This is a genomic window from Psychrobacter sp. W2-37-MNA-CIBAN-0211 (assembly GCF_040309405.1).
GTDB lineage: Bacteria > Pseudomonadota > Gammaproteobacteria > Pseudomonadales > Moraxellaceae > Psychrobacter > Psychrobacter glaciei.
On record NZ_JBEOOU010000003.1, the window covers coordinates 1 to 25,305 of the forward strand.

Consider the following 25,305-nt stretch of genomic DNA (forward strand, 5'->3'; position numbering starts at 1 on the left):
ATCTGCGCTATTTTTCTTGTTTGACGGCAATTTATCTCATTTTTATCACCATTTTTGAAATGAAGACACGCCCTAGTAAAAACCAAATTAAAAATCGAGCACCAAAACAGGAGGATACGACAAGGTTTTAATCATAGCATTATTCTATAAAGCTGTGCGCATAGTGGCTATTAATAATGACCATTCATAATGGCTATTCATAGTAATTGTGAATCACTCAAAAATTTATTAAGCGTTGGTATTATTTTGAGGGGTTACTTTATTTTGGATGTACTACATTACCTTTAGAACTATTACGAGAGCACCATTTTAGTTAGCAAATAGCGATTTAGCAGCTTTTTGACAAACTTTCTTACAATTTATATTGCTCATGGTTTTAGTGCTTTAGCAGCTATTAAACCCCAATGATACTCGGTGCACAGTTGTATTAATTACACGCTCAGTACTGAATTTAAACCTTATCGTGGTCGTGGTATAAGCACAAAAATATGTTACATTATAGCCCGACCTTGCAGCTGTGACGAGCGCGCTAGCAAGCGCCTCATCGACACTCGACAAGTATGGCCGTGCAAGAATGACCAAAATCAGCCCTATTTTTGTTTGACGCATGTCAGCATGAATACGGCTGGTTTTTGTTTATTTAACCCGTGTTAATCTATAATGATTCAACACTTATAAAATATAATCTAAGGATAGAGTATGAGCGCCAGCCTGACCACCACTTTTGATGATAAAAACTCTGACACATCAACCCTGACCAGTCCTACTTTAGTCCTTAATTGTGGCTCTTCTTCTATCAAATATGCATTGATTAGTGATGACAACTCTACTCGTATTACTGGTCTTGCCGAAAACTTAGGTCTGGATACTGCCCGTATCAAACACACCACTCTAAATGGCGAAAAACTCGAAATCTCTATCCCGGGTGGTCGTCATAAATTGGCGCTACAAAAAATCCTTGAGCTATTAGAGCAGTACCATTTCATCGCGGTCGGTCATCGCGTGGTACATGGTGGCCGTGAATACTCAGCAGCTGTGCGAGTCGACGAGCATGCACTCGCAGAAGTCAAACGCCTAAAAATACTGGCACCACTACACAACCCTGCCAATGCGTTGGGTATCGAAGCGGTACAAGCCATTTATCCTGATATGCCGCAAGTTGTGGTGTTTGATACCGCCTTCCACCAAACGATGCCGCCCGTTGCGTTTCGTTATGCCCTGCCAAAGTACCTGTACGAAGAACACAAAATCCGTCGTTATGGTTTTCATGGCACCTCTCATGCCTATGTATCAGAGCGTACCAGCCAAATCACGGAGTCTAAAGGGCCACATGGTTGGCTAACAGCACATCTCGGTAATGGCTGCTCGGTGGCTGCCGTATACGATGGCAAGAGTCTCGATACCAGTATGGGTCTGACCCCACTCGAAGGTCTGATGATGGGTACGCGTAGCGGTGATGTCGATCCTAGCTTGCACATGCATCTAAAGCGTCAACTCGGTATGAGCTTAGAAGAGACTGATAAAATGCTCAATAGTGACAGTGGTCTGCTAGGCATATCAGGCTTGTCTAACGATCTACGTACCATTGAGCAAGCAGCCAGTGAAGGCCATAAAGACGCGCAACTTGCGATTGAGATGTTCTGCTACCGCGCTGGTAAATACCTTGCCAGCTTGAGCTGTGCGCTACCGGAGTTTACCGGTATCGTCTTTACCGGTGGTATCGGTGAAAACTCTGTGACCACGCGTGCCAGCATCTTAGCAGTGATGCGTCATTTTGGTATCAAAATAGATGCGGACAAAAACGCGGATCTATCCCGTGGTAAAGAAGGCAGCTTCCATGCAGATGACAGTAGTATTGAGCTTTGGGTCGTACCAACGGATGAAGAATACCGTATCGCGCAAGAAACGCGTCAGGCCTTGAATTTGGTATAAGCCTATTTAGATATTATACTCAGCGTTTATCATTTTTGATGGTTATAAAAAACATAGAATAAAGCGCTCAGTATTTTTTATGCTGCCAATAATAAATCGAAGTCTAAAACATAATAAACCGTAGGATACACTATGCAAACCATTTTACTTGTTCCCATCAGTCGCGGTATCGGTGTGACATCAGCTGCGCTTGGTCTGATTCGCGCCTTTGACTATAACGGTATCAAAGCTGGCTTTATGAAGCCGTTTTTGCAAGATGACACCCTTGATAAACAACACAGCTTGGACAGCTCAAGTGCGTTGGCCATGCATGCCTTTGGTCTAAAGCCACCCAAATCTATCAGCCGTCAGCACGTCGAGCGCATGATCGGCGATGACAACCTTGATGATTTAATGGAAGAGGTCGTCGGCAATTATCATACGCTCGGCGATGACTATGATGTGGTCATCTGCGAAGGTTTGGTGCCGACCACCGAGACCTCTTATGCCTCACAAATCAACCGAGCAATCGCTCATGCTTTGGATGCCAAGATTATATTTGTCAGTACCGCTGACATCAGCAAACCGGCCTATTTAGCAGACAAACTGGATGTGCACGCCCGTGAGTTCGGTGGTGTCATCGATTCGCGTACGTTAGGCGTGATTTTGATGCGTGTGCAAGATGTGCCCAATACTTTTGACAATCAGCCTGTCGCACCTGGGGAAGCGGTCGTTAGCTTGGACCAGAACTTTATGCAAGAAGTTCAGCGCTTATCGCCTTCGTTCAATACCGAAGCGTTTCGCCTCATCGGTGTGGTACCATTTAGTGACTCATTATCTGTGCCGCGTACATGGGATATTGCTACAGAGCTTGATGCCACATGGCTAAACATTGGGGAAGCCAAAACACGTCGTATCAACCGTATTAGCCTAACGGCGCGCTCAGTGTCACGCGTCAATGAAGTCTTTAAGCGAGGCACCTTAATCGTGGTGCCAGGTGATCGTGATGACTTACTGCTGGCCGCTGGATTGGCCTGTATCAATGGGATTCCACTGGCAGGCTTGGTATTGACTGGCGGTATCACACCCAGCCCGACGGTTACAGAGCTTTGGCATTCAGCGCTCAAAACTGGCATCCCTGTCATGAGTGTCGAAAGCGACAGCTATGAGACAGTACAGAGCCTTGTACACATGAGCTCTGAGATTCCAAGCGATGATATTGATCGCGCTGAAGAAGTGGCTCGTTATGTGGCTGCGCACTTGGATCTAAGCTGGATTAAAGAATACTTTAGCCGCAATCATGAGCCGCGCTTGTCACCTTCTGCATTTCGCCATCAGCTGGTCAAAAAATCCCAGCAAGCCAAAAAACGCATCGTACTACCAGAAGGTTCTGAGCCACGTACCGTAGAAGCTGCCTGCATCTGCCAAAGCCGTGGCATCGCTAACTGTGTACTGCTTGCCAAGCGTAGCGATGTCGAGCAAGTCGCCAAAAACCGTGATTTGACGCTGCCTGAAGGTCTAGAAATCATCGACCCTGACAGCCTCGACATGAGCAAATATATCGCCGCCATCGTTGAGCGCCGCAAGGGTAAAACATCCGAAGATGTCGCTGCCGAATACCTAAAGGACACCGTGTACTTGGGTACCATTATGCTTCAGTTAGATGAAGTCGATGGTCTGGTTTCAGGTGCGATTCATACGACTGCCAATACGGTACGCCCCGCATTTCAGTTAATCAAAACCGCGCCGCAGTATTCCTTAGTATCGTCAGTCTTTTTTATGCTATTGCCTGAGCAAGTAGTGGTCTATGGTGACTGTGCGATCAACCCTGATCCCAATGCTGAAGAGCTGGCAGAGATTGCCATCCAGTCGGCACAATCTGCCGCAGCCTTTGGTATCGATCCAAAAGTCGCGATGATCAGCTACTCGACTGGCTCATCAGGCACAGGCGCGGATGTCGAAAAAGTCGCCCGTGCAACTCAAATCGTCCGCGAGCGTGCGCCAAACCTAAAAGTCGACGGCCCACTACAGTACGACGCGGCCTCTGTCATGAGTGTCGGCAAGCAAAAAGCGCCAGACTCACCTGTCGCTGGACAAGCCAATGTCTTTATTTTCCCAGATCTTAATACGGGCAATACCACTTATAAAGCAGTACAACGTAGCGCCAACGTCATCAGTGTTGGGCCGATGCTACAAGGCTTGAATAAACCAGTAAACGATCTGTCACGCGGTGCCTTGGTCGATGATATTATCTATACCATCGCGCTAACTGCTATCCAAGCCCATAGCGACTTAATTTAAGCGACTTAACTTAAGTGACTTGATTTAAGCGTCATACGGTTTTCTGATTAAAAGTTTAATGATTAGCAGTATATAACACCGCCGACTATCACTATGATGGTCGGCTTTTTATTGCCATTTTAATGACAGACGCTCCGTTGCCCACTACAATAGCGCTATAGTCAGGTCAATATAAAAAAGAGACAGTGTGACTGATATAAATTTTTTGTAGCCTCTGTCTGCGTAGGCACAGCAAGCAAGAAAAATTTGTACCAGTCACGCATTATAATGTCGTGTATCTATTTTATTTAGTATCGACTATATCGTCTATTTTTAATCCATCATAACGTTTTCTTACCGACCATTTGACCCACTTATTTATGCCAAACCTTACCAATGACTGCCTTGCAGAAAATACTGCCCCTGCCATTCGTGCCTATTTGGGTGGCTCATTTGATCCAGTACACAAGGGTCATCTGCAAATGGCGATGTACGTCTACCAGCATTTATTGCCAATAGCGAAGCAGCAACAGCGCGCACTGCATGTGTCCTTATTGCCCAATGCCCGCTCGCCTTTTAAAAATGAAAGCACCAACCCTAAGCACCGTTTGGCAATGCTAAAGCTCGCAACACTTAATACCCCATTACAGATTGATGAGCTGGAGCTGTGGCAAGCACCGCCCGTCTATACCATCGATAGCGTCCGCACCTTACGGCAGCGCTATCCGCATGACAGCTTGATATTTATTATGGGGATGGACAGTGCACGGAGCTTAGATAAATGGAAAGACGGACTCAAGCTGACGGATTATGTCGACCTCTGGGTTTTTAACCGTGGTGGCTTTTCTGACAGTGATAACAACCTTTTTGACATTAACAACTATCTTGCTGATAAAAAACCAGCGATGCAGACGTTAGCCAATCTAAAAAACCAGCTACACGCCCAGTTACCTGTTGAAATGCAAAATAAAACAACCGACTCTCCTGCTGCACTGGTCGCGCTATTTACACCTACACCTACACCCACGCAAACTCAAGCAGACAGTAGCGTCTTGAAAAACCCTCATCAAGGTCGCATTTATATAGACCCGCGTCCTATATCGGCCATATCGAGCACACAAATACGCCAGCAGCTACAAAATCTGGGCAATCAACCAAATATAATGCCCTCAGCCGAAGCGCAAATCACATCTATCCCGTCAATAAATGATATCATTGGCAATACTGAATCCAATCCATTCGCTAAATGGCTAAATCCTGCTATTTATCAATATATTATTGCCCATCAGCTATATTCTGCTGCTCAATTCCGTTAAAATTGTCTTATCTTTGTTTTTTGCCTATTATATCTCTATACGTCACTGCCTCTATCTGGTCAGTGCGAGATGGCAAATTGACAATTAACCTATTTATTTTAATATTTACGATTCAAGAGATTAAATTTTATGACCAACACCATGACTGAAGAACGCTTAAAAGAATGCTTAACCGTTGTAGAAACTGCGCTAGACGATATGAAAGCGAAGAACATCACTGTAATGAATGTAGAAGATTTGACAGACGTGATGGAGCGCATCGTGATCGCTGACGGTACCTCTAAGCGCCATGTACGCGCAATGGCTGACAGCGTTGGTGCTGAAGCTAAGCAAGCGGGCTTTATGCCACTTGGCCGTGAAGGCGGTATCGACTCTGACTGGACGTTGATCGATTTGGGCGCTGTTGTCGTCCATATGATGACACCACAAGCACGCGAGTTTTATGACTTAGAAGGCCTATGGTCATCACCTGAGCAGTTGGCTGAGCTGGTCGCTGTGCCACGTGAGAAGAAAACGGCCGGTCGTCGTAACAAAAACAAATAAGAGTGTTGATTACGACAATCATTCAACATTGAAAAACGTATTACCAAAAAGACCAGATGATTATTCTGGTCTTTTTTTATGTAAAAATAAGCGGCTCTGTGCCTAATAAATATTCTGAAAATGGTTAAAGATTACGCTAAGATATCAGCAACCAGTCAGCATTACTGCCTCAAAAACAACCAACCATCAGAGCGGCTTATGAGCACAGAACCGATGATATCTACGTTACCAGCAACGGCACAAAGCAAACAAGACTTTAACCAAGACTTGCCGCTACATATTGCCACCCTAACCTGTGTGCGTGCTGGCAAGTCCATGCCATTCACCCGTGAAGAAATGAGCGCCATTGATAAAGCACCTATCAAATCTTCTGTCGCCGTTAACTTTATGGGCTTAACCACTGATGAGCAAGCCGATCGCAAGCATCATGGTGGCCCGCTAAAAGCCGTGCATCAACTAGCACCTGCAACTTATGAGCATATCAATACAGAGTTTGGTCTAAAAGTGCGCGTCGGTACATTGGGCGAAAACCTCACGACCGAAGCCGTCAATGGTCTACCGGAAATGACTGAGTCTACGGTTTGCATTGGTGACGTTTATCAGTACGGTGGGCATTTTGAGAACGGTCAAGACAATAGTAATGATGGCGATTGCGTTCAGCTACGTATCGTCCAACCGCGACGCCCCTGCTACAAAATCAATGATCAAATCGGACAATTTACTAAAGTGCCAAATATCGCAGCATGGGTCAGCAAACAAGGTATCTCTGGCTGGTACTTCCAAGTGGTGCGTGATGGTCTGATTAATGTAGATTTGCCAGTTTATTTAATCGAGCGCCCTTATCCGTTTGCGACACTTGAGACACTGTGGCAACTGGCCAATTCTAAAGAGAAATACAATACTGAAGTGATTGAGCCATGGCTCGCGATCGAGTGTTTGGAGGAGAGTTGGAAAAAGGTGTTGGCTAAGAAAATCCAACAGGATTGAAAACTACAAGTTCCAACAACACAATATCACTAGTACTATTTAAGCAATGAGAATATTAATATGAGTATTTATGCCTTGGAGGACAAGCAGCTATTAGCAATCAAGCCTACTAGCTTTGTAGTTGAATCTATTTTTGAACGAGATGACTTACAAGAAGCTTTTAAAAATAATATTGATATTATCGCTCCTGGTTGTATGGTTATAGCAGAGGAATTCTCTGACTGGCAAGGCTCAAGAAAAAGAATTGATTTGCTAGCTATTGATAAACAAGCCAATTTAGTTGTCATTGAACTAAAGAGGACTGAAACAGGCGACCATATGGAGCTACAAGCTCTACGGTATGCATCTATGATTTCAACTATGACATTTGAGGATGCTATAGAAGTATTTCAAAAATATAAACAACGAAATGGTGATCCTAGCTACTCTTTAGACGATGCACAGTCTGAAATTAGAGGTTTTGTTGAGAATGACACTGTTGAAATAGGTTTTGCAGAAGATGTTAAAACCATCTTAGTCTCACAAGATTTTTCTGCCGAGTTAACGACTTCCGTCATTTGGCTGAATGAACGTAATTTAGATATTACTTGTATGAAAATACAGCCCTATAACGATAACGGAAAAATACTGATTGATATTCAACAAATCATTCCTTTACCTGAAGCAGAAGATTATCAAATCAAGGTAAGACGTAAATTAGAGGAAAGAAGAGATATTCGTAAAGACAGCTCACGAGATTATTCAAAGTACCGATTTAATGATATGGAATTAGGTAAAGGTAGACTTGCCCTAGAAGTTATTAAATATCATTTTAACCAACATAGAAATCAATCTATTGATGCACTAATTAATGATTTTGATAATATTGCTCACTCTCAACCGATTGTAGAAAATTTAAAGGTAGCTCAAGATCATGCTAGAGCTAAGGGCAGGGCTAGATATTTCTTGAATGATAGTGATATTTTGAGAACGGGTGATGGTTCTGAGTATGTGGTATCAAGCCAATGGGGGAAAACTAATATCGAAGAGTTAATTGACTTTGCGACTGATACACTTAGTTATGAAATCGAAAAACTTCTAACTTCGAATAGTCCAGAAAAAAGAAAAGTCCAAATTGAAGATTATGAAATTATTCAACTTGAAGACTCAACAATCCTTATAAGTAAAAATGGTACTGTAGTCAGTGCTAAGCCCGCTCTAAGATATCTTTCTAATCAGTTCAATATTAAGCTTGATAATGGTAGTGGTAACCAAAAAAATACTCGTAATCTAGGTAATGAGGTTATTAACGCTATTGAGCAAAGCAAATTATAAGTAGGCGAAACACGAAAAACTATTATATCAAACATCTTATCTACCCTCCCCTTACAGAGCATTTCATGGTAAAAAACATATTTTTAGCGTTTGGCCTAACACTGCCTTTGATTGGCTGCGTGACCACGACCTCTCCCGTCGCGACCACCGAAAGCTACATCGTAGATAGCAAAACCTACCAAGCCACTGGCAAAAGCGAACGTATCAAAACCATCGTGCTGCACTATACGGTCTCAGACAATGACCGATCTATCAACACACTGACCACAGGCAAGGTCAGCGCCCATTATCTAGTGTTAGATAATAACGATGATAAAATTTATAATCTAGTACCAGAAAATGAACGCGCTTGGCATGCGGGTGACGGTGGCTTTGCAGGACGGACGATATTAAACGATACTTCTATCGGCATAGAAATCGTCAATGCAGGAATTGCGCCTGAGTATCAAAATGCATTAAAAGACGGCCAGCTGGCGTATCATCCTTATGACCATTATGTCGCTTTTGATGAGTTGCAGATTAAAAAGGTCGCGGAGCTGGTGCAAGATATCACCGGCAGATATGGCATCTCACCAAAGAATATCATCGGTCATTCTGATATGGCACCCTCGCGTAAGATAGACCCCGGTGCAAAGTTCCCTTGGCAGCAGCTATATAAAGAGTATGGTATCGGCGCTTGGTATGATGACGCTGATAAGCTTGCTTTTATGGATATAGACACATTTGCAGCGGCAACGATACCTGAGATCAAGCAGCAATTTCGTGACTATGGCTATCAGATTAACAGTAGCGACGAATGGGACAAAGCCAGTCGTGATGTCATCTATGCGTTTCAGCTGCACTTTCGACCCCTTAATCCAACAGGCGAAGTAGATTTAGAGACTTATGCTATTTTAAAGGCATTAAATAAGAAGTATGCTGATACCAACGATTTTTATTAACCCTTTTATGTCATCAATAATAAACGAGCTGTACAAGGAATTTTATGAGCACATTGTTTAGCGTAAATTTGAATAAATTGGCTTTAATCCGTAACTCTCGCGGTACTGACTACCCTAACTTATTGTATTTTGTAAAAAAGCTGATTGACCTAGGCGTCAAAGGCTTTACCGTACACCCAAGACCAGATGAGCGTCATATCAGATACCAAGATGTCTACGATATCAGTGCATTCTTAAAGGATTATCCAGAAATCGAGTTCAATATCGAAGGCAACCCAAACGAGCAGTTCTTAAAGATTATCCGTGAGGTAAAACCGCATCAATGCACGCTTGTGCCAGACAGTGACGATCAGCTGACCTCGGATCACGGCTTTGACATCATCACACATCATGAGTTTTTATCAACGTTGAGCAAAGAGCTGGAAGCGTTCGGTACGCGCTGTGCGGTGTTCATCGACCCTGATATCGAACAAATCAAAGCGGTCATCGAGAGCGATGTACAGACGATCGAGATGTATACCGAAGAATGGGCGCGCGCTTACAGTAATGATAAGAGCGATGACAATATTGATTTCGATGAGGTCAAGCAACGCTTTAGCGACTGTATCAACCTTGCCAATCAAAACGATATCCGCGTCAATGCTGGTCATGATTTGAATTTGGATAATTTGGCTGATCTGCTCGCCCTTAGTGATATCGCTGAGGTGTCAATTGGTCATGCCTTTACGATTGAGTCGCTAGAGCAAGGCATGGATAATGTCGTGCGTCAGTATTTAGCAATTTGTGGTTAGTCCATACTAATAAGCAAATAGTCTATTCACTTTACACTCGATGCGGTGATGCTGGGATATATTTTATGCAGCCTCTGTCAGCGTAGACACAGCAAGCAAGTAAAATTCATACCAGTAGCACGGCAATATTGGCGTATCAATTTTATTTTAAAATGACGACAGTTTGGTTCTATCAGCAGTTCTAATATCTCTATTATCAAACGAACACCAATAATACTAAAAAAGGAATATTTATGTATCAAGCCTTTCAAAAACACTTACAACAAGAAATCAGTGATATACGCGCGGCAGGACTGTATAAAAACGAGCGTGTGATCACCTCTCCACAAGATGCGCTAATCAAGATTGCCGATGGTCGTGAGATGCTTAACTTCTGTGCCAATAATTACCTTGGATTGTCTGACCACCCTGAGATTAAAAAGGCAGCTATCGAGGCTATTGAAAACTCAGGTTACGGTATGTCATCGGTACGTTTTATTTGTGGTACGCAAGATTTGCATAAGCAATTAGAGGCGTCGATTTCTAAGTTTTTTAATACTGAAGATACGATTCTTTATGCGGCCTGTTTCGATGCCAATGGCGGTGCTTTTGAGCCACTGTTGGCTAGCGAGGATGCCATTATTTCTGATTCGTTAAATCATGCCTCAATCATCGACGGTGTGCGCCTATGTAAAGCGGCGCGCTATCGTTATGCCAATGCAGATATGCAGGATTTGGAGACGCAATTAAAAGCGGCGCAAGCACAGCGTTTTCGCTTGATTGTCACCGATGGTGTGTTCTCAATGGATGGTAATGTCGCGCCAATGGATGAGATTTATGCGTTGGCACAAAAATATGATGCCATGGTCATGATTGACGAGTCACATTCAGCAGGTGTGGTCGGTCGCACGGGTGGCGGCGTGACTGAATTGTTTAATCTGCATGGTGATATTGAGCTGATCACTGGTACATTAGGCAAGGCATTTGGCGGTGCTATTGGCGGCTTTACGACGGGTAAAAAAGAAATGATTGAGATGCTGCGTCAACGCTCACGCCCATATCTGTTTTCAAACTCCATTCCTCCTATGGTAGCGGCGGCTGGGGTAAAAGCGTTTGAGATGCTTTCGCAAGACAATACCTTACAAGACCAATTGCATGAAAATACCGCCTATTTTGTGAAGCAAATGCAAGATGCAGGCTTCGATATCAAGCCTACCGAATCGGCGATTTGTGCAGTTATGCTTTATGACGCCAACGTCTCCCAGCAAATGGCAGATGCACTGCTTGAAGAAGGCATTTATGTGATTGGCTTCTTCTACCCTGTCGTACCAAAAGACGAGGCTCGCATCCGCGTCCAACTCTCTGCCGCCCATACTCGCGAGCAGCTAGACAAGTGTATCACTGCCTTTATCAAAGTCGCCAAGCAAATGAAAGTGATTGATTAAGCGCCGTTCGGTATTTGTTCGGTATTCACTCGCTAGATTCAACCATTAAGTACAACACCGTTAAATAAGAGAAAAGTATGAAAGCACTGGTTAAAGCCCATGCCAAAAAAGGCATCTGGATGCAAGACATGCCAGAACCTACTGTTGGCATCAATGACGTTAAAATTAAAATTAAAAAAACCGCCATTTGTGGTACAGATTTGCACATTTATAAGTGGGATGAGTGGTCAGAAAGAACCATCAAGACGCCGATGATCATCGGACACGAATACGTCGGCATCATTAGTGAAATAGGCGATGGCGTGAAGCACTTTGAAGTCGGCGACCGAGTCACTGGCGAAGGACATATCGCTTGCGGACATTGCCGTAACTGCCGCCGTGGCAAGCTGCATGTGTGTGAAAACACCATCGGCGTGGGCGTCGACCGCGATGGCGCGTTTGCTGAATATTTGGTGATACCTGCTGATAATGTCATCACGCTCGATGAGCGTATCAGCGATGAGATGGCAGCCATTATGGACCCCTTTGGCAATGCCACTCACACTGCCCTTTCATTTCCTCTACTTGGTGAAGATGTACTAATCACGGGTGCGGGGCTGATTGGTTCGATGGCAACGGCGATTTGCCGTTTCGCAGGGGCGCGTAATATTGTGGCTAGTGATATCAGTGATTATCGCCTAGAGCTTGCCAAAAAAATGGGCGCGACCATGACCGTCAACCCAGCCAAAGGTGAAACCATCGAAGGCGCCATTGCTGAGTTAAAAATGCACGGCTTTGATATTGGGCTTGAGATGTCAGGCTCGCCTCAGGCCTTTGATTCGATGATTAGTAACATGTATAACGGCTCTAAAATCTCTCTCTTGGGCATTTTGCCTAACACCACCACGGTGGATTGGAGCAAGATTATCTTTAAGGCGTTAACCTTAAAGGGTATTTATGGGCGTGAGATGTGGGAGACGTGGTATCAGATGGAGCAAATGCTGATTAGCGGTATTGATCTATCGCCTATCATTACCCATCGCATGCACATTGATGACTTTCAAGAAGGCTTTGATATCATGGAAAGTGGGCAATGCGGTAAAGTGATTTTGAGCTGGGATTGATAACGTGGTGCTTCAGTATTTGAGAAGTCGTGGTTAACTTTTAAATTATCACGACTGATAAAACGGCACTGATTTCAGTGCCGTTTTTTATAGGGTAAAAATCATATGGAGGATAAACTATGGGCGATTCTGAAGCCGAAAAACTTGAAAAGTATTTGGCAGAAAAAGCCAAACAAGATAAGGAAAAAGAACAAGCGTCTGAGCCGCTCTCTCCCTATGATGCTTGCGTGCTAAAGGAAAGGGCTAAGGTTCATGAGTTGATTGCGGAAGCAAAGAAGGGTTTGGAGGAGAAGTAGTTTGAAAAAATACTTAATCATATCAATGTTGCTTCTTTCAGGTTGTAATACAGGCACATCTGAAGCTTCAAGTTTATTGATAGCTGACGAAAGATTTATAGGTATATTTGGCATATCACAAGAGGACTGCAATCGAAGAGGTGATCCAAATCAGACTGACTGGATATTTAACATATCTGAAAATAAAATGATAACTGAAATGGATGAGATGTATTTTTACTGTGATTATGTCGATGGGAAGTACCTCGATTCAAATGAGTTGCAAACAAATTTTTCATGCGTAAATGCAAACTTACTAGATAAAACTAGTCATACTATCAATTTCAAATATATTTCTGATAATAAAATAAATATCATTTATCCAAAAACGAGCTTTTCACCTGGGAAAACCAATGAACTTGTGAGATGTTCACCAAATAAAAACTCTTCGGTAACGCAAACTTCATCTAATCTAGGTACTATTTACGCACATTCTGAGGCTGACTTGTCAGGAAAAAATATGCATAAAGAAGTAGATTATAATAATTTACGTATGATAGCCAAAGCGGAAAATGGTATTTATACATTAATGGTTTTTATCTCTAGTGGATTCGCAGATTTTCATGTGACTATGGACATAGAAGATCGAGACTTTGAAGTAATTGAGAATGACAAGTATAGAGCGGCATTGCTTCAAGCTGCACTACACCGGCCCTTTCAACTTCAAGAGACCGCACTGAACGAAAATGAACGAAGATATTACTTAGATAAAATACTTCACGCGGATGAATCTGATGTGAATGCCTTTCTTACAAAGCTAGATCGCGAACAAGCTAATGGAGCAATATCCAACATGTTGCGTATCACAAGTAATAGAGATATGGAGAAGCTTCGTAATGGCAACTGGTTTTATTGAAAGGGTATACCTTAAGAAACAGTTGTGGATTGGTGTCGAAGGATGAAACCAAACAACTTATTTTTCCAAACTATCAAATTAAGATATTTGGGTGTCTCAAGCTCCACACCAATCTACTTGTTTGCCATAGTAACTGTATAATTATTTATCTCCAGTTTTTAATTATTTTATCTTTAAAAATAGCTGTAGATGAACTCTTAGATAAATACTCTATTACACCTAGTAACTCCTTGGAGTCATCAATTCTAATTGGTAAAAGTGTTGGCTCAAAACTAGTGTAGCCTATTTTAAAATTTTTTAATTTCACTTTGATTTCATCGATTAATAAATATGCATCCAAGAAAACTTCTTCGTGCAAATGTTCTCCTGAATTACTAGAATCTAGCTTTAATTTATCGCTAAGCTCTAAAAAAGAGTAGGTCATCTGTTTATCGATATCTTCTACAAAAACCTTATCTTGCATTTCTGGAGTTACAATATATTTTTCAAGATTAATGTGAGGGTTTTTTTCTACCCAATCTTTATCAACTTCTACTTTAATGCTATTTATTCGATTTGGTTGAGAAATTTGAATATTAATATTGATCTGTTTAATAAGAGGATTGCCTTCTTTATCCTCCCAATCTTCATCTTTCTGTTCTCGTACTATTAATAATTCAATTTTGTTGTGCTTAGCCTTAGTCTTTGCTCCACTTTGATAACCTGTTTTTGTTGCAAATACTGGTATTAGGTCTGGAATGTCTTTTGTCTTACCAATTAAAGCATCTATTTTTTCAACTGAAATCGTGGACGCATAATCTTTACACTCAATTACGGTTTTATAAGTAAGTCCTGCTACTTCATACTCCCAATATAGGTCAAACTCACGGTCTATCCCACAGTTATCTGTAATTTTTTTATTTCGTTCAATTTCTATGTTATTTTGTGACATGAATTCTTCAGAATTAATAAGAGCCTGCTGCAAATTTTGTACGAAAATTTCGTAATTTTTACCATCAGACATATTGTTATCCTCGATTTTGAACTATGTTTAATGTAGCTCAATTGTTAATCTAAAAAAAGCGTATATTCTTAAAACTTATAAAAGATCTATTATTCTCAACTCCAGCAAATAGTCGTAAGAACACGATGTCACCGCTAGCCCCGACTGTAGCGGTATCCTGCTGGTTTGGGCAAGTTACGATGACTAGGTCTTAGGGTGGCGACGCGAAGCAAGCGGCGACCCAAACCGTAGCCAGCGCCGCGCCCAGACTGGTAGATACAAGTAGAAGGCGGGATTAGCTCCCCTAAACCGTTGGGTGTCGCAAGCTCCACACCAACCTACTCTACATCACTTAATAGCAAAATTAAGGCGTTACTTTAAACATTTAAATACTCAAACTCCAAACGCAAAAAAGGTGAGCCTAAGCCCACCTTTTTATTTTAAAAACAGCTACCTAAAACTATAAGCAATTGCTAGAGGTTTGAGTAGCGAGGAAAACATGCACAAGCACTACATGTCGTAGGCTCAGCAAGTTTAACGAAGCTAATCAAGCATCTAGGTTTGCGACTAGCGCAACCAAGCACGAGCGTTACGGAACATACGCATCCACGCGCCGTCCTCGTCCCACTCTTCTGGTTTCCAGCTGTGGTTATAGGCTTTTAGGTTACGCTCAGGATGTGGCATCATAATCGTCACACGACCATCAGTGCTACACAGACCCGTGACACCGCCGACCGAACCGTTTGGATTGAGCGGATACGTCTCAGTTGGATGACCTTGGCTATCGACATAACGCATCGCAAGCTGACCGTGTTTAGCCATACCGTCGATTTCGTTGTTGTCTAGCGTAGCATAGCCTTCACCATGCGCCACAGCGATTGGCAAGATGCTGTCTTGCATGCCTTTGAACAGGATAGACTTGGTACGCTCGATTTTTACATTGACCGTACGCGCTTCAAAACGAGCTGACTCGTTAGCGATGAAGCGTGGGAAGTTTTCAGCGCCTGGGATTAAATCTTTTAACTGAGCCATCATCTGACAACCGTTACAGACACCTAGTGAGAAGGTCTCAGGACGAGCAAAGAAGCGGACAAACTGCATGCGTAGCTCGTCATGGAACAAGATAGAGTTTGCCCAACCAGAGCCTGCGCCCAGTACATCACCATAACTAAAGCCACCACAAGCGACTAAACCATCGAAGTCACGTAGATTGATACGACCATTCAGTAGATCGCTCATGTGTACATCGACCGCTTCAAAGCCGGCTTGGGTAAAGCCTGCTGCCATTTCTGTCTGACCGTTGACGCCTTGCTCGCGCAAGATTGCGACTCGTGGTTTATTCTCACGGCTATTTAGATATGGCTCTTCAACTTTTTGATTCAAATCAAAGTTCGGCGCAGCGATGAGGCCTTGATGGCTCGCATCAGCGATTAAGTCATACTCTTGCTGTACGCACGCTGGGTTATCACGGCGACGCGCGATTTGATAGCTGACCTGAGTCCACGCTTGCTGCAATTCAGTACGGCTAAAGCTAAGAGTGTCATCACCCATGAGCGTTGGCGTTTGGATAAGTAAGCTGTCTTCTTCCGAGCTTTGACCAACGAGGCTCAGCATATCAACAACGTTAAACTCTTCTGCCAATTGCATGAGAGCCGCGACGTTTTCTGGTAATACTTGGATGACCGCACCCAACTCTTCACTGAACAGCTGACCGAGTAAGTTATCGTCCGTCAATGACAGCTTGATACCTTGACGGCTGGTGAACTGCATCTCAGCGATAGTTGCAAGTAAACCACCATCACCGATATCGTGATAGGCGCTGATGACGCCTTGAGCATTGCCCGCTTGGACAAAGTTAAAGAAGTCGACCAAGTCGCTTGGCTGTGCCAAATCTGGGCAATCGTTACCCAATTGGCTCAGCGTTTGCGCAAGGATTGAACCGCCTAGACGTAGCTTGCCTTTAGACAAGTCAATACGGTAGAACGCGCTATCACCATTGATTAACTCAGGGGTTAGCGTTTTTGCGACATCAACCACAGGAGCAAATGCAGTAATCACGAGGCTCATTGGTGATACGACTGATTTATCCGTCTCACCTGCTTCACTGCTGTCAGTCCAGTTGGCACGCATCGATAGCGAGTCTTTACCAACTGGGATAGCGATACCCAGTGCTGGGCATAGCTCTTCGCCGACGGTATATACAGCGTCAAATAATGCTGCGTCTTCCGCGTCATCACCGCAAGCTGCCATCCAGTTCGCTGACATCGTGATATCAGACAACTGAGCAATACGTGCACCAGCGATGTTGGTAATCGCTTCGCCAATTGCAAGGCGTGCTGACGCTTGCGGACTGATTAAGGCAACTGGTGTACGCTCACCGATACTCATCGCTTCACCGCTCATCACCTGACCATCTAGCGCAATCAAGCCTGACGCTGTCACAGCACAATCCGATACGGGCACTTGATAGCGACCCACATACTGATCGCGCACGACCATGCCCGTGATAGAGCGGTCACCAATGCTGATCAAGAATGACTTGCTAGCGACCGTTGGGTGACGCAATACATCAGTAATAGATTCAGCTAAATTAACATCGCCAAGCTCTAGTGCTGGCAACGTGCTCTCTTGACGCTTAAAGCTACGCTTCATCTTTGGCGTGCCACCGAGCAATACTTGCATCGGCATATCAACTGGCTGCTCAGCAAGCAATGTATCATCAACGACTAGCTGACGCACATCGGTGGCTGATCCTAAGATGGCATACGGGCAACGCTCACGCGCGCAGATGGCATCGAATTGGGCTTCGCTTTCTGGTCGAATCGCGAGGACATAACGCTCTTGCGCTTCGTTTGACCAGATGGCCATTGGCGACATGCCAGCTTCTAACGACGGAATTTTACGCAGGTTTAGTACCGCGCCCATCTCGTGGTCATTGACCAACTCTGGCATTGCATTAGAGATACCGCCCGCGCCCACATCATGCAATGACACGATAGGGTTACCGTCTTTACCATTATTGCTCGCATCGACATCATTACCGGCTAGTGCCCAGCAGCGATCCATCACTTCTTGGCAACGACGCTCCATCTCCGCATTGTCACGCTGAACTGAGGCAAAGTCTAAGCCTTCATCGAGTGAACCACTATCAACTGAAGATGCTGCACCACCGCCCAGACCAATCTGCATGGCAGGGCCACCAAGGACGATCAATAAATCACCTTGTTGAATGGCGTTTTTTTCAATGAGGTTGCGTTTGATATTGCCGTAACCACCTGCCAGCATGATCGGCTTGTGATAGCCACGCATCTCGCTGCCGTCTTTTGCCGCTGAGGTATCAAGCTGAAAACTACGGAAATAACCGCATAGGTTAGGACGACCAAACTCGTTTGAGAAGTTGGCTGAACCGAGTGGTGCTTCAGTCATAATCTCAAGGCTGGTTGCCATACGATCTGGCGTGCCATAAGCCTGAGTACTCAACTGACCTGACTGCTCCCATTTTTCAGCGAGCTCTGGAATATGCAAATGTGATACGTGGAAGCCTGTCAAACCTGCTTTTGGCTTACCACCACGACCTGTTGCGCCTTCATCGCGAATCTCACCACCCGCACCTGTTGCAGCACCCGCATACGGGGCGATAGCCGTTGGATGGTTATGGGTTTCGACTTTCATCAGAATGTCGATTGCTTCTTGATGGAAGTCATAAGGATGGGCAGAGCTTGCATCCATCGCGTCAGTCGGAATTGGGTAAAAACGCATACCGTCAGACCCTGCCATCACAGCAGCGTTGTCTTTATAGGCCGACAAGATACCTTGTGGATTAGACTGGTAGGTATTTTTAATCATTTGGAACAGTGACTTTGGCTGTACTGCACCATCAACTGTCCACTCAGCGTTAAAAATCTTATGACGGCAATGCTCTGAGTTTGCCTGTGCAAACATCATCAGCTCAACGTCAGTTGGATTACGCTTTAGCTCATTGACATAAGCATTCATTAAATAATCAATGTCTTCACTAGATAATGCAAAACCAAACTGGGTATTGGCAGACTCTAATGCTGACTGACCTTGTCCAATGACATCAATATGATTCAATGATGCTGGCTGCTCATCATCAAACAATTTGTTCAAATCATTCAAATCATAAACCAGGCTCTGCGTCATACGGTCAAACAATAATTGCTCAGCGTCTACTGGTAGTTTTTCGCCTGCGTCACCATCAATTGTTAAGGTATAAACAACGACGCGTTCAACACGATTAAGCTCGATTTCACAGTTATTAAAAATATCAGTCGCTTTACTTGCCCATGGCGAAATCGTGCCAAAACGTGGACCAACAATGACTTGTATCTGATTAGCTTGTGGGTCGGCAAGCACTGTCGCACTGTCAACAGCGAGTAGGTCTAACGCCTTTTTATGTTCATCACCTTCGAGCTTGCGTGATAGCACATACACTTGCTGGGTACTTATTTGACTGACATTGAGCTCGGTTTTTTGCTGAAACTGACTGATGAGTTGCTGCGTCTGAAAATCGGTAAGAAACGGTTGTCCGGCGATGGTCATCATAAAGGCATAATCCGTAAGATCAAGGCATCTCTGCCATGCTAAGTAAATGGTCTGCGTATTATAACAAGAAGCCCTGTAATAAGCAGGTCTAAACCAAGATAAATTGCCGATAAGTTGCGCTCTGTTGCTATCAGATATTTGCAGAATAGCGGGCTTACGCTAAGGCCTAATCGCTATTCTTTTAACTTTGTACTGGATAATCAGACAGCAAAAATACACAGCGTCACAATTTTTACCTAACCCTCATACTCCTTACAAACACTCACATCGCATTACTGGTCGCCTATATAAATGTATGGGTACAACTCGGTATTCTAGTTCCAGTTGTTAGGACAATGATTGTTTTCACCATGTCGAAAGCATCTAGCCAGAATAAAAATTACTAATATATAAACAACCAATTGTTTAATCACTATTATTATTTAATCACTATAAAGAAAAGGAAATCAACTATGAGTAGACAAGACCATATCGATAAAGTACAAGCTTTGGTAAAAGAAGTGAAATTTGCCATGATGACGACTCGCACTCACGAAGGCCATTTACATGCCTGCCCAATGACTACCAGTGAGACGAGCATCGGTGCAAAAGAGATTTGGTTCATCGGTGACAAGAGCACTGAAACCGTCAGCGACATTCAAAAAGACCCACAAGTGAACTTGGCCTATGTCAGCCAAGATGCAAAAGACTATGTCTCAATCAATGGTAAAGCAGAGTTGGTAGAAGACCAAGAGAAGCTCGATGAGCTATGGTCGCCAATTTATAATGCGTTCTACGAGCAAGGTAAAGAAGATCCAAACGTCCAGCTAATCAAAGTCGTACCACATGGTGCGGAATACTGGTTGAGTGGCAGCTCAGTGGTCAATATGTTTAAAATGACCACCGCCGCCGTAATGGATGGTAAGAAAGCGACTAACTTGGGTGAGAACAACTCAGTGACGCTATAAGAAATAGTTATCTAAAAGATAAATAGCAAAACATAAAAACGCCAGTGGCTAATGCGACTGGCGTTTTTTGTTGTCTAACATTTATGTTTTTGATACTAAGGTTATGAACTTAACCGCTTTGCTTTAGGTTTAACCGCTTTGCTTTAGGTATGGCCAAGCGGCTTTTAAATAAATCATCATAGACCACAACGTCAGTATCACAGCAGCGACCATCAATACATAGCCAATCATTTCGAGCGATTCCCAGTTGAGCAGTAACACCGTGATAGCTACCATCTGAAAGGTCGTTTTTAGCTTGCCGACATAGGACACGGCGACACTGGTACTTTTACCCAATTCCGCCATCCACTCACGCAGCGCTGATACCGCGATTTCACGCGAGATAATCACAATCGCTGCTATCGCCATAATGATGTTGGGATGCCACTGAACCAATATAATCAACGCAGCGGCGACCATGAGCTTGTCCGCAACGGGATCTAAAAAACGCCCAAACGCCGACATAACATTGAGCTTCCGCGCAAAGTAGCCATCCAACCAGTCGGTAATCGCCGCGATGATAAACACACCCGTCAGTAACAAGTGCCGCAATAAGCTGTCGCTGAATTCACTCATGCCAACTCGGGCAATCACATTATCTGAAATAGCTGGCATCCCGATACCCATGGCTGGTGGCCAATATGCAATCGCCACAAACAGCGGAATCATTAGGATACGCGCGATAGTAAGGTTATTGGGCAAGTTAAAAATACTTTTGGTATTTTGCGTACTTGACGGCTCCTGCGTATGCACTTGCGTATTCTCAGTCATGGCAAACCCAGTTTAATAGAGACATAATAATGGCGGATAGCTTAGCATTTTTCCAGCACGTCGTCATGCCATCTCTTGATGTATTGTTTTACTGCTCGTACTTAAAGACAGCCATTACTTTTATCTCAATACATCAATCTTGACTATCCACTGCTGAAATAGTGATAGCGCTGTCTATTTTATAACACACTCACACGTCGTAAACACCTGCAATTTGATAAACCAAATCCCTCGTTCAGCAATAATTGCTCAACGCATAGCAAGGGATGATGATACCGAGAAACGTAATGTCATGTAACTAAAATAACCAAATGAGAATTATTTGCGCTATGATAGCGAAGGTAATAAAACAGTTGTACACTTAAAGTTGTAAGCAAATATATGCACCCATTGAATTCTCCATTATTACCCTAATCTTAGTTAAACAATAGCAAAGAAAACCAATAATAATAAGTTATCATTACTGCCCTGTAGTCAATCTACACGATCAGTTTTCCTCAGCCCACAGCACCTCCTCTGTGGCTCTTTTTTACCTGTAAATCCTTGGTGTAGCCAAAAAGGCTATGAATAACGTCGTTACGTTGGCTTTTCAACTTTTACTTTTTAACTTCAAAAGGTGCTGAGAATTGTAAAATGAAGAAGCAAGCAAGACGATTGAAAGCACGACAAATAGTAGGCTAAATGAGCCTGACACCGTATTTAATTGATATAGAATTGACGATGTCACGATATCTTGCTCATCATTATGTTAATTTCTTGATTGCCTGAACCGTCTCTACTGCCATTTGATAGCAACTTTCTATATTGCCGTGTCCGCACCAGTCACCGCTGACAATCCATTGATGTTGTGGATCGACCAAGATACCCAGTGCTTCGTTATTATCGACAGTCGTTGCTGCATAACGCCAGCGATGGCAGTCTACTTGACTGGGCGCTGTGTCATCATCCCAATGTAATGCGTGCTGCGCGGCTTGCAATAACTGCTCTGTTATTGTGTCGATGTCGTCATCAACATGTGTCTCTGACCAGTCGTTACGCGCATGAATGGTAACACTGGGCAGCAAATCATTATGAGCAGGCTTTTGATGCTCGATGAATATTCTGTCTAATGGTGAATTGTTTACGTAAGCCACGTCCCACCTTGATGGTGTTTGACTGGTCAATGTTGCAGGCAACGATTGCACCTCATCCCAGCCTAACATTAAGGTATAACATGCCTGCATCTTGGGCTTGGCGATGTTGGCTGATTCCGTAAAGCCGCTCTCTGCCATCAGCTCTAGTGCTTGACCATTTGGCGCGGTACAAATTACCCAATCAAAGCAGCCGAGACTGTTGCCAGACTCATCGAAAAGCTCGGTCTTGTCATCGGTTTGGTTTTGGGGATATTGCGCAAAGGGTGCGACGCGAGTTTTGAATTTTATATTGGTATGTTGCAAATCATCGGCTAATGCGCGCCCCCAACTGGTCATTTTTGGCGTACTGATGTAGCGAGCTTGGGCAGTACCCCATTTATCTTTGTGCTGTATATCAGATGACTCAGTATTGCCATTGGCGGGCGTTAACGCAACCACTTCGGCACACCACGGTTGTAACAAATCAGTCTCAAGCCAAGGTGCAATAAACTGCTGAAAGCTAGGCGTTTTTGCGGTAAAAAACTGCGCCCCAAATGCCCATTGCCAATTTTTACCAGTTTGACTATCGGTACGATAACGGGTGGCTAAGCGCCCTACACTGCGTGACTTTTCAAAAATGGTTATTTGCGGATTATTTGATTGCGCATGGTTCTGGTTTGAGGCGCATTCTAACAATGTCGCAGTCAGCAATCCTGTTAGACCACCGCCGATGATCGCTATTTTTGGTGAAGATTCATCAGTTGAGAGTAAAGTGTGATCAGTCATAATGACAGTAGACCTTATAAATTATTTGATAAAAAAGGGTTTATGACAATGGCAGGGATATTTTGAATAATATGTCTATCAATCATATTTAACCTTCGAAAGGCTTCAATATCAATATTATCTCCGTAAAAAAGCCATGCTATTCTCGATAACATGGCTTTTATTTAGCGGTGATAGACAAACAAAAATAGCTAGTGTTAAACCACCATTGTTAACGCTCTTAACCAGCCTTCTCTGCGCGACCAGCTTTGACCACATCGACCAGCTGATTGATCACAGAGCTGTCTGCAAGCGTAGACAAATCACCCAATCCAACATACTGTCCCGCCGCAAGGTTACGCAAAATACGGCGCATAATTTTCCCTGAGCGCGTCTTTGGTAGCGCATCAACCATATAGATGGCATCTAAAGTGGCAATTGGGCCAATTTCAGTGCGCACATGACGTTTTAGCTCAGCTTTGAGTGCGTCTGTTTTTTCTTCACCAGATTTCAGGATGATAAAAGCGCAGATACCTGTACCGCGAATCTCATGCGGCATACCGACGATAGCGGCCTCAGCAGTAGCAGGATGAGCGACCACCGCGCTCTCAATCTCCGCAGTGCCCAAACGATGTCCGGCAACGTTGAGTACATCATCGACGCGGCCTGTGATCCAATAATGGCCATCTTCATCACGCTGGGCACCATCACCGGTGAAGTAAAAACCTGGGTAATCACTAAAGTAGGTCTTCAAAAAGCGTGCGTGGTCATTATAAATGGTACGCATTTGCCCCGGCCAGCTACTATTAATCGCCAAATTTCCTTCTGCAGCGCCTTCTAGTACCGCACCATCACCATCGATAATCTCTGGTTTGATACCGTATAGTGGCGTCATCGCTGCACCTGGCTTGAGATCAACGGTGCCTGGAATAGGTGCCATCAAAATACCGCCAGTCTCGGTCTGCCACCACGTATCGACGATGGGACATTTGCCATCACCAACGACATTATAGTACCAGTCCCATGCTTCTGGATTGATAGGCTCTCCAACCGAACCAAGTAAGCGTAGGCTCGAACGATCTGATTCTCGTACAAAAGCATCCCCCTCTTTCATCATCGCGCGAATCGCTGTCGGTGCGGTGTATAAAATCGTAATGTCGTGCTTGTCGACGATATGACCGATGCGCGCCCACGTTGGATATTCTGGCACACCCTCGAACATGACTGTCGTTGTGCCATTGGCAAGCGGTGCATAAGTTGAGTATGTGTGACCAGTAATCCAGCCCACATCTGCCGTACACCAATAGACATCGTCTTCTTTAATATCAAAAACATCACGAAAGGTAGAGAGTGCATAGGTGATATAGCCGCCGGTGGTATGCAGTACGCCTTTGGGCTTACCCGTTGAACCAGAGGTATATAATAAAAACAGCGGATCTTCGGCATTCATGACTTCAGGCTCACAGTGCTCTGATTCACCGTCTATCAGATTGTGATACCAGACATCACGGTGACCGCTCATCGGTATGGCACTACCCGTGCGATGGACGACGATGACTTTTTCTACACTGTCCGTGCCATCTATATCTAACGCGTGATCGACATTGGCTTTGAGCGGCGTATGCTTGCCACCACGTAGGCCTTCATCAGCAGTAATGACGACTTTTGAGCGGCTATCGATTAAGCGATTGCCCAAGCTCTCCGCAGAGAACCCACCAAAGACCACTGAATGCACCGCGCCAATACGCGCACATGCCAGCATCGCTATCATGGCTTCTGGTATCATCGGCATATATAGCGTGACGCGATCGCCTTTTTCGACCCCAAGCTTACGCAGTGCATTGCCTAGACGGCAGACTGATTCATATAGCTCTTTAAAAGAGATGATTTTATGCAATGAAGGATGATCGCCCTCCCATATGATGGCGGGCTTGTAAGGGCTTTTTTTCATATGTCGATCAAGGCAATTGACGGAGATATTCAGTTCACCATCTTCAAACCACTTAATACGGAAATCATCTAGATCATAATTAACGTTGCTGATTTTGGTGGGTTTTTTGATCCAATCGATTAGCTCAGCACGCTTTGCCCAAAAAGCATCACTTGTCTCAGTTGATTCGATAGAGTGTTCGTAGTCTTTGAGGTACTGCTCAGGCGTGGTATTGGCAGCAGCCATGAACTCGGCGGCGATAGGAAATGATTTCTGGGTCATAGTGTTCATCCTTTTTAATTATTATGACCTATATAAATAATCGTCTATAACGACCATCTATACGGGCAATAAGAGTCATCTTCCATAATGTGTGACACTTAATGATAGTT

The 25,305-nt window shown here is 43.9% G+C and carries 19 protein-coding genes; 13 read left to right on the forward strand and 6 right to left on the reverse strand.

Annotated features, from left to right (window positions below; all coding sequences use genetic code 11):
- Window positions 1–699 precede the first annotated feature (699 nt).
- The 12 genes from AAEY72_RS04610 to AAEY72_RS04665 all read left to right on the forward strand — a co-directional run bounded on the left by AAEY72_RS04610 (window position 700) and on the right by AAEY72_RS04665 (window position 13,801).
- A complete protein-coding gene (locus AAEY72_RS04610) occupies window positions 700–1,932 on the forward strand; it encodes an acetate/propionate family kinase (RefSeq protein ID WP_352309617.1) in 1,233 nt (410 codons plus the stop codon).
- Window positions 1,933–2,064: 132 nt separating this feature from the next.
- Complete coding sequence (pta, locus tag AAEY72_RS04615) at window positions 2,065–4,212, forward strand: phosphate acetyltransferase (RefSeq protein WP_194620713.1); 2,148 nt, start codon at window positions 2,065–2,067, stop codon at window positions 4,210–4,212.
- A gap of 359 nt (window positions 4,213–4,571) precedes the next feature.
- Window positions 4,572–5,507 (forward strand): nicotinate-nicotinamide nucleotide adenylyltransferase, encoded by a 936-nt coding sequence (locus AAEY72_RS04620; protein ID WP_352309618.1) that lies wholly within the window; start codon window positions 4,572–4,574, stop codon window positions 5,505–5,507.
- A 129-nt stretch (window positions 5,508–5,636) separates the two neighbouring features.
- The gene (gene rsfS, locus AAEY72_RS04625) at window positions 5,637–6,050 is read left to right on the forward strand and encodes a ribosome silencing factor (RefSeq protein ID WP_010195955.1); all 414 of its coding nucleotides are present in this window, start codon (window positions 5,637–5,639) and stop codon (window positions 6,048–6,050) included.
- A gap of 213 nt (window positions 6,051–6,263) precedes the next feature.
- Complete coding sequence (locus AAEY72_RS04630) at window positions 6,264–7,037, forward strand: MOSC domain-containing protein (RefSeq protein WP_352309831.1); 774 nt, start codon at window positions 6,264–6,266, stop codon at window positions 7,035–7,037.
- Between the two features lie 60 nt (window positions 7,038–7,097).
- Window positions 7,098–8,351 (forward strand): hypothetical protein, encoded by a 1,254-nt coding sequence (locus tag AAEY72_RS04635; protein WP_352309619.1) that lies wholly within the window; start codon window positions 7,098–7,100, stop codon window positions 8,349–8,351.
- 65 nt (window positions 8,352–8,416) lie between these two features.
- Window positions 8,417–9,292 carry an N-acetylmuramoyl-L-alanine amidase gene (locus tag AAEY72_RS04640; protein WP_352309620.1) on the forward strand — a complete coding sequence of 292 codons (876 nt, stop codon included), beginning with the start codon at window positions 8,417–8,419 and terminating at the stop codon, window positions 9,290–9,292.
- A 44-nt stretch (window positions 9,293–9,336) separates the two neighbouring features.
- Window positions 9,337–10,083: a pyridoxine 5'-phosphate synthase gene (locus tag AAEY72_RS04645; protein ID WP_352309621.1), complete on the forward strand. Its 747-nt coding sequence runs from the start codon at window positions 9,337–9,339 to the stop codon at window positions 10,081–10,083.
- A 233-nt stretch (window positions 10,084–10,316) separates the two neighbouring features.
- Window positions 10,317–11,507 carry a glycine C-acetyltransferase gene (gene kbl, locus AAEY72_RS04650; protein ID WP_352309622.1) on the forward strand — a complete coding sequence of 397 codons (1,191 nt, stop codon included), beginning with the start codon at window positions 10,317–10,319 and terminating at the stop codon, window positions 11,505–11,507.
- A gap of 77 nt (window positions 11,508–11,584) precedes the next feature.
- Window positions 11,585–12,610, forward strand: coding sequence for an L-threonine 3-dehydrogenase (gene tdh, locus AAEY72_RS04655; protein WP_352309623.1), 1,026 nt, complete (start codon window positions 11,585–11,587; stop codon window positions 12,608–12,610).
- Between the two features lie 119 nt (window positions 12,611–12,729).
- A complete protein-coding gene (locus AAEY72_RS04660) occupies window positions 12,730–12,906 on the forward strand; it encodes a hypothetical protein (RefSeq protein WP_352309624.1) in 177 nt (58 codons plus the stop codon).
- Between the two features lies 1 nt (window position 12,907).
- Window positions 12,908–13,801 carry a hypothetical protein gene (locus tag AAEY72_RS04665; protein ID WP_352309625.1) on the forward strand — a complete coding sequence of 298 codons (894 nt, stop codon included), beginning with the start codon at window positions 12,908–12,910 and terminating at the stop codon, window positions 13,799–13,801.
- 145 nt (window positions 13,802–13,946) lie between these two features.
- Here AAEY72_RS04665 and AAEY72_RS04670 read toward each other — a convergent pair whose 3' ends face one another.
- The 3 genes from AAEY72_RS04670 to purL form a co-directional block, all read right to left on the reverse strand.
- Window positions 13,947–14,804, reverse strand: coding sequence for a restriction endonuclease (locus tag AAEY72_RS04670; protein ID WP_352309626.1), 858 nt, complete (start codon window positions 14,802–14,804; stop codon window positions 13,947–13,949).
- 134 nt (window positions 14,805–14,938) lie between these two features.
- A complete protein-coding gene (locus AAEY72_RS04675; RefSeq protein WP_352309627.1) occupies window positions 14,939–15,115 on the reverse strand; it encodes a hypothetical protein in 177 nt (58 codons plus the stop codon).
- Window positions 15,116–15,350: 235 nt separating this feature from the next.
- Window positions 15,351–19,349 (reverse strand): phosphoribosylformylglycinamidine synthase, encoded by a 3,999-nt coding sequence (purL, locus tag AAEY72_RS04680; RefSeq protein WP_352309628.1) that lies wholly within the window; start codon window positions 19,347–19,349, stop codon window positions 15,351–15,353.
- A gap of 452 nt (window positions 19,350–19,801) precedes the next feature.
- On the opposite strand from purL, the gene AAEY72_RS04685 reads away from it, so the two are divergent.
- Window positions 19,802–20,296 (forward strand): pyridoxamine 5'-phosphate oxidase family protein, encoded by a 495-nt coding sequence (locus AAEY72_RS04685; RefSeq protein ID WP_189583168.1) that lies wholly within the window; start codon window positions 19,802–19,804, stop codon window positions 20,294–20,296.
- Window positions 20,297–20,425: 129 nt separating this feature from the next.
- Here the strand turns inward: AAEY72_RS04685 and pgsA are convergent, their stop codons facing one another.
- From pgsA to acs, 3 genes are all read right to left on the reverse strand, one after another.
- A complete protein-coding gene (gene pgsA, locus AAEY72_RS04690; RefSeq protein ID WP_189583172.1) occupies window positions 20,426–21,106 on the reverse strand; it encodes a CDP-diacylglycerol--glycerol-3-phosphate 3-phosphatidyltransferase in 681 nt (226 codons plus the stop codon).
- 743 nt (window positions 21,107–21,849) lie between these two features.
- Complete coding sequence (locus tag AAEY72_RS04695) at window positions 21,850–23,004, reverse strand: NAD(P)/FAD-dependent oxidoreductase (RefSeq protein ID WP_352309630.1); 1,155 nt, start codon at window positions 23,002–23,004, stop codon at window positions 21,850–21,852.
- Between the two features lie 220 nt (window positions 23,005–23,224).
- Window positions 23,225–25,195: an acetate--CoA ligase gene (acs, locus tag AAEY72_RS04700; protein ID WP_352309631.1), complete on the reverse strand. Its 1,971-nt coding sequence runs from the start codon at window positions 25,193–25,195 to the stop codon at window positions 23,225–23,227.
- Window positions 25,196–25,305 lie beyond the last annotated feature (110 nt).

What these genes read in the sequence shown, in the direction of transcription:
- AAEY72_RS04610 (WP_352309617.1), top strand. Translation starts at nt 700, where the DNA reads ATGAGCGCCAGCCTGACCACCACTTTTGATGATAAAAACTCTGACACA.
- pta (WP_194620713.1), top strand. Translation starts at nt 2,065, where the DNA reads ATGCAAACCATTTTACTTGTTCCCATCAGTCGCGGTATCGGTGTGACA.
- AAEY72_RS04620 (WP_352309618.1), top strand. Translation starts at nt 4,572, where the DNA reads ATGCCAAACCTTACCAATGACTGCCTTGCAGAAAATACTGCCCCTGCC.
- rsfS (WP_010195955.1), top strand. Translation starts at nt 5,637, where the DNA reads ATGACCAACACCATGACTGAAGAACGCTTAAAAGAATGCTTAACCGTT.
- AAEY72_RS04630 (WP_352309831.1), top strand. Translation starts at nt 6,264, where the DNA reads ATGATATCTACGTTACCAGCAACGGCACAAAGCAAACAAGACTTTAAC.
- AAEY72_RS04635 (WP_352309619.1), top strand. Translation starts at nt 7,098, where the DNA reads ATGAGTATTTATGCCTTGGAGGACAAGCAGCTATTAGCAATCAAGCCT.
- AAEY72_RS04640 (WP_352309620.1), top strand. Translation starts at nt 8,417, where the DNA reads ATGGTAAAAAACATATTTTTAGCGTTTGGCCTAACACTGCCTTTGATT.
- AAEY72_RS04645 (WP_352309621.1), top strand. Translation starts at nt 9,337, where the DNA reads ATGAGCACATTGTTTAGCGTAAATTTGAATAAATTGGCTTTAATCCGT.
- kbl (WP_352309622.1), top strand. Translation starts at nt 10,317, where the DNA reads ATGTATCAAGCCTTTCAAAAACACTTACAACAAGAAATCAGTGATATA.
- tdh (WP_352309623.1), top strand. Translation starts at nt 11,585, where the DNA reads ATGAAAGCACTGGTTAAAGCCCATGCCAAAAAAGGCATCTGGATGCAA.
- AAEY72_RS04660 (WP_352309624.1), top strand. Translation starts at nt 12,730, where the DNA reads ATGGGCGATTCTGAAGCCGAAAAACTTGAAAAGTATTTGGCAGAAAAA.
- AAEY72_RS04670 (WP_352309626.1), bottom strand. Translation starts at nt 14,804, where the DNA reads ATGTCTGATGGTAAAAATTACGAAATTTTCGTACAAAATTTGCAGCAG.
- purL (WP_352309628.1), bottom strand. Translation starts at nt 19,349, where the DNA reads ATGATGACCATCGCCGGACAACCGTTTCTTACCGATTTTCAGACGCAG.
- AAEY72_RS04685 (WP_189583168.1), top strand. Translation starts at nt 19,802, where the DNA reads ATGAGTAGACAAGACCATATCGATAAAGTACAAGCTTTGGTAAAAGAA.
- pgsA (WP_189583172.1), bottom strand. Translation starts at nt 21,106, where the DNA reads ATGACTGAGAATACGCAAGTGCATACGCAGGAGCCGTCAAGTACGCAA.
- AAEY72_RS04695 (WP_352309630.1), bottom strand. Translation starts at nt 23,004, where the DNA reads ATGACTGATCACACTTTACTCTCAACTGATGAATCTTCACCAAAAATA.
- acs (WP_352309631.1), bottom strand. Translation starts at nt 25,195, where the DNA reads ATGACCCAGAAATCATTTCCTATCGCCGCCGAGTTCATGGCTGCTGCC.